This is a genomic window from Prochlorococcus sp. MIT2302 (assembly GCF_059772385.1).
Map to the genome: position 1 here is coordinate 1,493,033 of NZ_CM186285.1, position 10,993 is coordinate 1,504,025.

General features: G+C 33.7%; 12 protein-coding genes. 8 read left to right on the forward strand and 4 right to left on the reverse strand.

The features are described 5' to 3' along the window. The first annotated feature begins 138 nt into the window (after positions 1–138). Positions 139–810 (forward strand): nucleotide-binding protein, encoded by a 672-nt coding sequence (locus tag AC6EI2_RS08615; RefSeq protein ID WP_498461937.1) that lies wholly within the window; start codon positions 139–141, stop codon positions 808–810. Positions 811–1,019: 209 nt separating this feature from the next. On the opposite strand, the gene AC6EI2_RS08620 is transcribed toward AC6EI2_RS08615, so the two are convergent. Further along, positions 1,020–2,855: an ABC transporter ATP-binding protein gene (locus tag AC6EI2_RS08620; protein WP_498461938.1), complete on the reverse strand. Its 1,836-nt coding sequence runs from the start codon at positions 2,853–2,855 to the stop codon at positions 1,020–1,022. 748 nt (positions 2,856–3,603) lie between these two features. Between AC6EI2_RS08620 and AC6EI2_RS08625 the strand changes: the two genes are divergently transcribed. Both AC6EI2_RS08625 and AC6EI2_RS08630 read left to right on the forward strand, forming a co-directional pair. Beyond that, positions 3,604–4,668 carry a glycosyltransferase family 4 protein gene (locus AC6EI2_RS08625; RefSeq protein ID WP_498461939.1) on the forward strand — a complete coding sequence of 355 codons (1,065 nt, stop codon included), beginning with the start codon at positions 3,604–3,606 and terminating at the stop codon, positions 4,666–4,668. Between the two features lie 549 nt (positions 4,669–5,217). Beyond that, entirely contained in the window at positions 5,218–5,535 is a 318-nt protein-coding gene (locus AC6EI2_RS08630) for a DUF3303 domain-containing protein (RefSeq protein WP_498461940.1), read from the forward strand. Positions 5,536–5,611: 76 nt separating this feature from the next. Here AC6EI2_RS08630 and AC6EI2_RS08635 read toward each other — a convergent pair whose 3' ends face one another. Continuing rightward, positions 5,612–5,788, reverse strand: a complete 177-nt coding sequence (locus tag AC6EI2_RS08635; RefSeq protein ID WP_498461941.1) for a hypothetical protein — start codon at positions 5,786–5,788, stop codon at positions 5,612–5,614. 517 nt (positions 5,789–6,305) lie between these two features. On the opposite strand from AC6EI2_RS08635, the gene AC6EI2_RS08640 reads away from it, so the two are divergent. From AC6EI2_RS08640 to AC6EI2_RS08650, 3 genes are all read left to right on the forward strand, one after another. Then, on the forward strand, positions 6,306–6,713 hold the full coding sequence (locus AC6EI2_RS08640) for a cupin domain-containing protein (RefSeq protein ID WP_498461942.1): 408 nt from the start codon (positions 6,306–6,308) through the stop codon (positions 6,711–6,713). A gap of 225 nt (positions 6,714–6,938) precedes the next feature. After that, the gene (gene folE / locus AC6EI2_RS08645; protein ID WP_498461943.1) at positions 6,939–7,679 is read left to right on the forward strand and encodes a GTP cyclohydrolase I; all 741 of its coding nucleotides are present in this window, start codon (positions 6,939–6,941) and stop codon (positions 7,677–7,679) included. Positions 7,680–8,173: 494 nt separating this feature from the next. Next, positions 8,174–9,298, forward strand: a complete 1,125-nt coding sequence (locus tag AC6EI2_RS08650) for a THUMP domain-containing class I SAM-dependent RNA methyltransferase (RefSeq protein ID WP_498461944.1) — start codon at positions 8,174–8,176, stop codon at positions 9,296–9,298. A gap of 1 nt (position 9,299) precedes the next feature. Here the strand turns inward: AC6EI2_RS08650 and AC6EI2_RS08655 are convergent, their stop codons facing one another. Both AC6EI2_RS08655 and AC6EI2_RS08660 read right to left on the reverse strand, forming a co-directional pair. Further along, positions 9,300–9,686 (reverse strand): phage holin family protein, encoded by a 387-nt coding sequence (locus AC6EI2_RS08655; protein ID WP_498461945.1) that lies wholly within the window; start codon positions 9,684–9,686, stop codon positions 9,300–9,302. Then, complete coding sequence (locus tag AC6EI2_RS08660; RefSeq protein WP_498461946.1) at positions 9,686–10,141, reverse strand: ElaB/YgaM/YqjD family protein; 456 nt, start codon at positions 10,139–10,141, stop codon at positions 9,686–9,688. The genes AC6EI2_RS08655 and AC6EI2_RS08660 overlap by 1 nt, the downstream gene beginning before the upstream one ends. 226 nt (positions 10,142–10,367) lie before the next feature. On the opposite strand from AC6EI2_RS08660, the gene AC6EI2_RS08665 reads away from it, so the two are divergent. Together AC6EI2_RS08665 and AC6EI2_RS08670 are read left to right on the forward strand one after the other, a co-directional pair. Then, the gene (locus tag AC6EI2_RS08665) at positions 10,368–10,505 is read left to right on the forward strand and encodes a hypothetical protein (RefSeq protein WP_498461947.1); all 138 of its coding nucleotides are present in this window, start codon (positions 10,368–10,370) and stop codon (positions 10,503–10,505) included. 92 nt (positions 10,506–10,597) lie between these two features. Then, positions 10,598–10,987 (forward strand): hypothetical protein, encoded by a 390-nt coding sequence (locus AC6EI2_RS08670; protein WP_498461948.1) that lies wholly within the window; start codon positions 10,598–10,600, stop codon positions 10,985–10,987. Positions 10,988–10,993: the final 6 nt, after the last annotated feature.

A 10,993-nucleotide genomic window follows, 5' to 3' on the forward strand; every position in this document is an offset into this window, starting at 1 on the left:
AATACAAAATAATACATATATATATGTATTTCTTATGTTTTAACCATTTGTTATTAGTATTACTTGATTGATCTTTGCTTGGCTACTTGACTTTGTGATTAAATCCTGCAAATTATTTTTAGATATAGATTCCTACCTTTGTTCATAACTATATGTGGTCAAAAAGGTGGAGTAGCTAAAACTTGTACCTCAATTCATTTGGCAAGTGTTTGGAATTCTCAAGGAAAAAACGTTTGTCTAGTTGATGCTGATAGAAATCGATCGGCTCTAGCTTATGGATCAAGAGGTAATCTCAAATTCAACATAGTCCCTGTAGAAGCAGCTGCTAAGGCTACGAGATTATCAGAAATTGTGATAACTGATGGTCAAGCGAGTACTGATGAAGAAGAGTTAAAACATTTAGCAGCTGGGTCTGATCTTGTTCTTTTGCCCACTGCCCCAAAAGCTAGATCGGTTGAATTAACTGTCGAATTAGCATCTTTATTAAAACAGTTAAATATTCCTCATGCAGTTTTATTAGTTAAGGTTGATTGTCGCCAAAAGCGAATTGCGAATGAAGCCAGAGAGGCTTTAGAAAAATTTGATTTAACGGTCTTAGAAGGTGAGATTCCTTTGTTATCAGCTTTTGATAAAGCAGAAAATCAGGGCGCCGCCGTAATTGATGCAGTAGATGATAAAGGTCGATCCGATCCCAGGCGAATGTCGGGTTGGTCGGCCTATTGCTCCATCGCTAAACAAATTCAATGCCAGATTTCGAAGCACTTGTCAGACATCAACAAACCAGTCGAAGACCAGCTACTGAGCGCTTAAAAGTAGTTGAAAAACTGCCTATCTCTACTCAATCACCTACTACCGATGGGAAAAATTTGAGTACTTTATTTTTTGGGTTCTTTGGAGGTATATCTGGATCAATAATTGGAACAGGTTTAATGCTGTATCTTTCAAATAAAGGTTTAATAGACTTGAAATTACTTTTTTAAATTTGGATTTTTTTTCAAATATTTTTTGATGTATGTAATTTATATATTTGATTTGTGTGTTTTTTTTGCTATTTGTACCATGTCATAAAAAGTTTTAGATTTTTTTAGTAGATGATGATAATCTCCAAAGGCATTGATTCTCCCGTTTTTAAATTCATATATACAGTCTGATCTTTCAATCGTAGATAATCTGTGAGCAATCGTTACTATCGTACATCTTCTACCTATAATTTCAATTGCATCCATTACCTCTGCTTCTGTTCTGTTGTCTAAAGCGCTAGTCGCCTCATCTAAAACTAATAATTTTGATTGCCTATAAAAAGCTCTTGCTATGGCCAATCTTTGTCTTTGTCCTCCAGATAGTCTGATGCCATTGTCACCAATTGATGTATTTAGACCCATTGGCATATCTGATACTAACTCTGCTAATTGAGCGGCCTTCAGTGCATCCCAGACTCTTTTAAGATCTATTAATTCTTTATCTAATCCATATGCGATATTTTCAATAATATTGCTATTTAACAAAGTAATTGATTGTGGAACATAAGAGCAGCAATCCTGCCAAGCTGGAACTTCTGTATCATTAACTTTAATCCCATCTAATAACAGTTTTCCATCTGTAGGTCTAAGTAGACATAGTAGTTGGTTGGCTGTGGTGGTTTTTCCGCTTCCTGTTTCTCCAACAAAAGCTATTCTTGCCCCAATGGGGATAGTAAGGTTTATATCTTTTAAGGTGTATTCCTTGCTATTGGGATATTTGTAACTCACTTTTTCAAGCTTGATGTTATTCCTAGGTTCAATGCCTTTTTTGGTGGGAACTCCTATTGACCTTTTCGTTAATCGACTTGATGGAAGTTCTATTAATTTCAGGATCTCCTCTAAATCAGGAATTGATGCACGCATAGAAGTTAAAGCTCTAAAGGAATCTTGTAATGGAGGAGTTAGTTTTAAGGCAGCCACTGCAATTGTTGCTAAAAATGGAACTATCTCAATAAGTATTGAAGTGTTTTGCCCAGTTATGTAAGGGAAAAGACCAATTGCAAAAATCAATGTAATACCAAATGGCTCTATTAATGATCTAGGAAATTCAGGTAAAACTTCAGCTTTCCAAATAAAAGGGAAAGAGGTTTTACCTGCTAATTTATATCTCTTTTCAAAATATGATTCTGAGCCAGTGAGGTGCACATCGATAATTGTCCTCATTGACTCAGTTAGAATATTGTTTGTTTCTTTCTCTAATTTGATTCTTTGACGAGAAGAATATCTTATAAAAGGTGTTACAAATAACGAAATAAAGATATAAAAAATTAAGAGACTAATAATTAAATAAAGAGCTATCGACTTTGCTATGAGAAGAACAGCAATACATATAAACGCAATCACACATAAACCACTAGAAATTTGAAGGATTGGCCTTACTAAAAATTCTGAGACTCTAGATATATTTATTAGAACTTTTGATGATAAATCAGATTTTTTCTTGTCCAAGAAAAATTCATATGGTTGAGATAGTAATTTTTTCTGTGCTAATTCTGATAAGTCTCGCCAAACTGCTACTCTCAGTCTTTCTTGGGCTGCTTTAAGAAATAATTTAGAAAATGATGCCAGCCAATTCATCCCTATGTATATAACCACTAAAATAATGACTTTTGTTTTCGGGTCTTCAGGTATAAAAGTTTGAAATGGTAAGGGTGGTTGATTGGGTTGGCCTATAAAAACAGTAAATAATCTAGAAACAATTCCAACTACAATTACATCTATTAATCCAGTCAGGGCTGCTACAGGAATTAATTTCAATAGAGACCTTCTTCTTCTAACCGGGAGTGCCTTAAGTAGGCGCATCAATAGACGATATGTTTTGCTTGTGCCAATCATTTAATAAAATTACTTACTTTTGAGAAATTGTTTATGCCGATTCAGCCAGTTCGTTGGGTGTTTGGTTCTCAGTCTTTTAGGGTAAAGCTTTGAATTTTACAAAGAAAATTTGGTGAAATTATTTTTTAGAGATGATTAATTTTTTTTAATTTAAGAATTTTTACAGTATATTTTATATTCAAAATCAATTAATATCTTTTATTTGCTATTAAACTAACCAAGAAGATTAATATAATAAGTGGTAATAAATAAATCATAATCATAAAACCAGACAACAAGATAATTAGACTTAAAGAGATGAAAAATCCTATTAGTATAATTCTCAGAAATCTTTGGATTTGATTCAACCAAAATATACCTTGAGTTTTTTCTAGATTTATTTGCAGCTCTTTGCGTCTAAGATATAGTTCTCTCAGTTCTTTTTGATGCCAGATAATTGACTCCTCTAATTTTGTTTTATATACATTCTTTCCAATCTGCTCTATAAAATTATTTGATCTTGAGAATGTGGATCGCAATTGTACAATTTTTGCCTCCATAAGGGCTTTGCTACTTTCTGATATTTTTTTGTCTATCTCTATAATATTAGTATTTATTTGATCTTGTAAGGAAAAATTCTCACTTGAATTATATTTTACAATATCACAACTAGTGTTTTGATTGTATTTAAAAAATTTTAAAAAAAAGTTTGCTCTAAACATTTCAATGACTATTATCTAAGATAAATCTCAATGCGTATATTATAACCATGACTTCTATAGTTTTTAATGGGAGCTACATTACAAAAAAAAATACAGGTATTGGAGTCGTTTCTAAGGATTTACTAAATTCTTTTTCACCCCATAAAATCACTACACTTATTCCAAAAGATATCGGTATCACAGGTGATATTTATATACCTAATAACTTAGCTCCCGGTACAGGTATCAAAAGCCATTTTAGAAGGTTGTATTGGCTTCAAAATTCTGTTCCAAAATTAATGAATAATTTAAATGCTGAATATTTTTTATCACCATTATTGGAAGCTCCATTATTTACTAATATTAAATCTGTTGTTTTAGCTCATGATTTAATACCAATTAGGTATCCTACGATATCATTTTTAACTTTATACCATTTAATTTATATTCCTTTGATTTTAAAACAATCAAAGCTAATTTTATGTAATTCTATTTCTACTGCTCATGATTTAAATAAATATTATAATGTGCCTATGCATAAATTATTTCCAATTAAATTAGGATTTGATAATGAAAAGTTTTATCCAATAAAAAAACATCGAGAAAAGTTTTTTCTTATTATCGGCAGACATAATCCACATAAAAATTTGCATAGGCTTATCCAAGCATTTGCATATGCAAAAATAAATGATTATAAGCTTGTTTTTGTAGGTCCTTTTGATAAGAGATATACACCAGGGCTTATAAGATTAATTCATCAATATAATCTAAAACATTTGTGCATTTGGAAAGGTTGGATTGATGATGATGAAAAATTATCGTTATTAAACGAATGTCATGCACTCATTATTGTAAGTCTTTGGGAAGGATTTGGCCTTCCAGCTCTTGAGGCAATGGCTTGTGGAACGCCAGTTATTGCATCTGATAGAGGCGCTCTTCCTGAGATTCTTGGAGATTATGGTTATTTAGCGAATCCATTTAATATTCAATCAATTTCTTTGGCTATGAAGGCAGTTATAGATGATAGAAAATGTTTCGAACAGGCTCTTCAAGAAGGTCCAGCAAGAGCTGAATCTTTTAATTGGTTTGATACTGCCAGAACAATCGAAAAGATTATTCAAGAACTTGATTAACCTTTATTTTTGAAGTTATCATTTAGCAATGCAAGTAGGGTAAAAGAAAATATTTAAATCATCAAATATCGAACGAATTTTTTGAATTGATTTCATTACACTTTAGATGCAATAAATTATTACCTTATTAATTGTAATTCCTTTCCCTGATAGTCCATCAATCTTAATTTATTATTGCTATTATAGTTTCTGTAAGAATATTCAGAAATGCCTAGTCGAAAATCAAAGAAAAAAGTAACTTCTAAAATAACTCAAGCAATTGAAGAAAATAAGACAACACCAAGAACTGCAAAAATTGTTCTCTTTGTATTTGGAGTAGGCCCTCTGATTCTTATGTGTTTATTTTTATTCTCGAATGGATTTTTCAACTCTCCGTGAAGAGTTTATTAATCTATGAGAGACGGAGCGTAATTTTTTCGGCTATAAAAATAATTGACTAGGAATTTCTATGGCTTTTGTCTTCTTTTAATAACATCATTTGTTTATTGATCGATATATCAACAATTTATTTTTTGATTCCAGCTAAAGTTAGTTTTTACTTCACCCCTAATGCAACTCTATTTAGTTGATTGTCAGTTCACTGATATTGATAATCAAATTGCTGCTTATAAACAGTTTGTAGAATTTTGGGAAAATGGAGAGATGTCTAAACAAGATAAATTCGATGGGTTTGAAATGCTTTTCCGTGTCCATGCACCTGGAGAGGGTCGCGTTGTGATTCTCTGCAATGCAAATGGTGACAAGGAACTTTTTCAACATTTTGCACCATGGAGAGCTCAGTTTGGTATTGATATGGAAATTACTCCGGTTATCAGCTGTCAAAATGTTGTGGACTATCACAAGGACTTATTTGCAAAAATGTCCTAAATCTATTCAACAAATCTATAACTGTATAATTCTTGACTCTAATTTATAAATAGATAATAAATTGAAAAAAATTGATTTATTTTTTAGAGAGTGCGTTTCCAGTTGCCCATAGATTTTTGAAGCCGACTTTGTCCTTGAGTAGGCTGATAGGAAGTGTAACCAATATTGCTAATGCGATTAAAGCAAAAGAGTCCGTTGTAAATCTAGCAATGCCCCAATCGGATGAAGCTAAAGCAAAAATAGTTAAATGCATGGGTTAAATTATTTTATAAGATATTATCAGAATATTTCTTATGAATTTAATTACTTATTAAAAATTATTGTAAGTAATAAGGATATAAATAATTTTTTATTTAAAAAATTATTTTATAACTTATAGAAGCTTAATTACATATGTTTTTATAGATAATAGTATCATTTTAATTTTTTATTTGTTATGTAGTTATGAAGATATTCTATTGTTTTGTATCTAATTATTTCTTTTCTAGTTTGGTAATGAAGGCTTTATAGAAATAAATCTTTAGCTCTTACAGGAGGAATTAAGAAGTGGCACTTTTAGCTGTCATGCATGTTTGTTTCTTGGGGCTAAGTTTGTACTTTTAAAAGATTTATCTAGGCTAATCACAAGCTATAAGATCATTTTCTGGATCTATTTATCGCCTAGCCTATTTGTATTAATTTAGACTTCTCAAATTTTTCGCAGTGGATACAATCAAGATTCATTCAATTAAAAATTAATGCTTCAAAAGATCTTCAGCCTTTTAGCCTGTATGGCTTTCGCCTTGATGAGCTATTCGCCGATTGCTATGGCAGTTGATGAGAAGCCTCCTGTAGATGTACAAGAACTTTTCACAAGCACAAAACCAATTTACGGAGAATCTTTCACATACCCTGTAGGTAAAGGTGAAATGAGGCTTTATAAAGTTGATGTTCAACCAGGTGGCGTTGTCCCTCTTCATTTTCATGAGGCACCATTAACTGGTTATATCGATGAAGGTCAATTAACACTAAAGACTAAGAAAGGTAAGAGTAAAACTTTCATGGAGGGAGATTCTTTCGTTTTATCTGCTGATACTCCTCCTCATACCATGGCTAATAATGGAAAAGTACCATCAGTTATGTGGGTTGTTGTGGCAGCCGCTGAGGGAGTTCCTACTCTCACTAATGTTGAAGGTTAATTAGTTTGTTTGCAGCCGATTGGGATCGGAAGCCGAAGGGCTGATCTAGGTCAGTCCTTTTTAATGGCTTCAAAAACATTGCGCCTACTTGAATAGTGCACTTTCTAATCTATAGGGATCAATAGATGAATACACTTTCAAGCAACCTTTGTGTCTCGCTTTGTGGTCTCAATATGTTAGTGTCATTAGCTGGTTGATTGTTTATTGATTCCTCAATAAGGGTTTATGACTTCTACTACAAAAATTGAAGAAATTGACGATAATTTTAATCCGCTTTCTCAGCATTTAACTTCAGAAGTAATTCGTTCTCGCCTTTTGAAGAAAAACGTTTCTTTTTTCGCTAATGACAATATCGCTGATCATATTGAACCAGGTGAGATAGAGGATTTAGAAGCTGAGGTTGCAGATAGAATAAGAGATTTATTAAAAAGTTTGATTATTGATATTGATAATGATCACAACACATTAGAGACGGCAGAAAGGGTCGCTCGGATGTATATCAATGAAGTCTTTAAGGGCAGATATCATAAACAACCAAAAGTTACAAGTTTCCCAAATGTAAAAAATTTAGATGAGATATACACTGTCGGACCTATGACTATTAGGTCTGCCTGTTCTCACCATTTTGTACCAATTATTGGAAATTGTTGGATTGGAATTAAACCTGGGAAAAGAGTGATTGGTTTATCCAAGTTTTCTCGAGTTGCAGATTGGGTTTTTTCTAGGCCACATATTCAAGAAGAAGCTGTGATGATTCTTGCTGATGAGATAGAACGACTATGCGAGCCACAAGGATTAGGAATCATAGTTAAAGCAGATCACTATTGTATGAAATTAAGAGGTGTCAAAGAATCACATTGCAGCATGGTTAATTCGGTTGTAAGAGGTGATTTCAGGCACGATCCAAGCTTAAAACAAGAATTTTTTGAACTCGTCAGACAACAGGAAACAGCCTTGTCTAGATAGTTGAATTCAATTTCTTATTGACCATACTTTGCTTTCACTTAGGCTGACTTCAGTCAGTCCTTTATGACTATTTGTCATAAGATTTGTCATGACTTTGATATTTCTAGAAGCAGCTAATTATGAGACTTGTTCTGCTGGAATGAGAGTGAGGCCCTCGCAGGCCTCGTGGATCAATTGGGTAATAAGGCTGACCTAACCCCATCTCCTAAAAGATCAAGCAGCAACAGGGGCTGTTTGACGGGAGAAACTAACGATGTTGTTAGCAGTTATGGTTTTGCTCTGACCGAGCAGGCTTCAGTCATTCGCCTGATACCCCGTCGAAGCCATTGCAGCCCCATTGATGGAGCTGAGCGGAATCGAACCGCTGTCCGAGATACTGGTGTGAATCACCTAGTCCATTGGAAAATAGACACTTACATTCTGGCAGATCTTTTGGAATTAATCGATTAGTGTTCAAAGAACTTTTGTGTCCTTTCTAAATAATTAAAAAAGCAATGAAAATTGTTGCATCTATTTCTCAAGGTCTTGAAAAAGAGGGTGCAAAAGAGTTGATAGAACTTGGAGCTAAATCAGTTAAAGCTTCAAGAAGGCATATATCATTCGAAGCTGATATGGCTTGTTTATACAGAATACATTTGCGATCTCGATTGTCTTTTAGATTTCTAAGAGAGATTTTTAGATTTCCTTGCAATGGCCCGCATGAACTTTATAGCGGTGTTCAAAGGTCAATTGATTGGGAAACTTGGCTTCACCCTCAGCAAAGTTTTCGAGTAGATGTCACTGGATTTGGAGCAGGATTATCACATACTCATTTCACTGCTTTGCAAGTAAAAAATGCAATTATTGATTTACAAAGAGAACGATGGGGTTCGCGTTCAAGCATCGATTTAAATAATCCAGATATTTGTTTTCATTTGCACTTGTCAAATGATCAAGCCTTTTTGAGTGTTGATGGATGTAATTCGAGTCTTCACAAAAGAGGTTATAGACCAGCTGTTGGGATGGCTCCAATAAAGGAAACATTAGCTGCTGGTTTAATTCGAATGACTGAATGGGATGGAACTATTAATTTGGTAGATCCATTATGTGGTTCTGGAACATTTTTGATTGAAGCGGTAAGCATGTTGCTTGGAATCCCAACTGGGTTGTATAGACAGTTTTTATTTAAGAATTGGCCGGATTTTGATATCTCTATATGGGATAAAGAATTAAAAATGGCACAGAAGATGAAACCCTTAAATAAGAAATTACCTAAAATAATTGGCTGCGAAGTTGATAAAATGATTTACATTTCCGCTACTGATAACGTAAGAAAAGCTGGCTTGGAAAATTATATAGAAATTTTCAACTGTCCTTTTCAAGAATTTCAATTACCCCCTGGGCTAGGACTTTTAATTTGTAATCCTCCCTATGGGAAAAGAATAGGAAATGAAAATGAACTAGCTAAGCTTTATCAACAACTAGGTCAATATTGCAAACAAAAAGCCTCTGGCTGGGATCTTTGGTTACTTAATGGGAATCCACACCTAAGTAAACATTTGGGGATGAAAGCATGTCAACGTTTTCAAGTAAATAATGGTTCTATCGATTGCAGGTGGTTGAATTATAAAATTAATTAGTTTAATTTTTTCCTAAAACAGCTTTTGTGGTTTTTGCAATTCCTTCCCATGTTTCTGGCAGGTAAGGACCTTTTGCTAGATATCCTCCAATTCTGAGACTCATCCCCGCCAACACAAGATTTATAAGCACTAAAATTAAAATTGTTGATTTATTGTCTATTTCAAATAAGTCTCTGAGCCAATATCCAAGAAATAATTCAGAACCAAGTAAGGCAAATAACATCAGCACCCCTCCACTAGCCAAGAAAATCAACCCACTTATAAGTCGGCGTTTTTCCCTGTCCATTTCTTGCAGCGCAATGCGAACATGAAGGTCCATTACGGAACTTGCTAATGCAGTAACTCTTGCTGCAGCTCCTATTCCTTTTTTGCGTTCTGAGTTGGTCATTAATTTCTTCTGCCTCCGCCAAGCAGTATGCCAAATAAAACTCCAATTCCAGCAGCAATTCCTATGGCTAGGAGGGGCCTTTTTCTTACTGGTTTCTCAATTCGTGGTCTTAGCGTACTGTTTAATTCGTCTAGAAGGTTTTCAAGCTGTTTCTCGAGAGGTTCCAAAGTCTCTGCTAGCCCTCTAGTTGTGTCAGTTGCAGAATGAAAAATTTCTTCCAGTTGTTCTCGTACTCCAAAACTGTTTTTCCCTGAGTGTATTGATATGACATTGATTAAATCTTCGAGACTTCCTTTAGTTGCTTCTAATGTTTGTTTGGCTAAATCTGGCCATCGTTCTTGAATTTTTGGCAATAAATTATCAAATTGTTCATTGAACCATTGCTCTGGAGACTTTTCAGAAATAGCTTTTTCAGCCTCGACTGAATTTGATGTTGCAGAAAACGAGGAATTCACTGATTCCATAAACCTAAAGGTTTATTAAAGAATAGAGAGATATTGCTCTAATAGAAACCCCTTAATCGGTTCAATTTTTAAAGTTCCTTTAAAAGAATCTTTTTTTTTTTATTTTTATATGTTTGAACTCCATAATTTCATGAGAAATTTTCGTCGTCTTTGCTTACAAATATTGCTATTTGAATACGTATAGTGCTAAACGTCATGCATATCTCTTAAACATCCCATGGGCGTCGGAATCTCATCAATGATTTTTGCTTCTAATACAATCCCTACTGATTTTGGCCTAGTTTTAGCCGCAATAGCAGGCGCTGGAAGTCTTCTTTTGATTGCTCTAAGGTTTGTACCTGAGGCAAAAAGCTAAAAGGTTTATCGTTCAGCAATTTGTATTTTGGAGATTTCCTCCTGATATGTTTTTGTGGGAAATTATTTGTTAGCTTTGAATTATTTAAAAAATTGAATACTTTTGGAAATGAAAAATTTTTTAGGTGGGTTTTATTAAGACATACTGGGGCACCGGACGATGAAGCTGGTATTCACTTTGATTTTCTTTTAGAAGATAAAGATTTTTGTAGAACTTGGCGCTTGAATAAAATCCCATTACTGGATGGACCTTATGTAACTTCGGTATATATCGCTCCTCATAATCTTTATTGGCTAGATATTGAAGAAAAGGTTGTTTCTGGTAATCGGGGATTTGCAACTAGAATTAAAAAAGGTATTGTTTTGGAACCTCTACCATCTGTTGAGAATAGTTTCATAAATTTATCGCTAGAGTGGGGAAAGGTGGAATCTAATTTGATAATTGATGAAAATGGTTTCAAAATTCTCAGCAAAAGATATTAATTATTT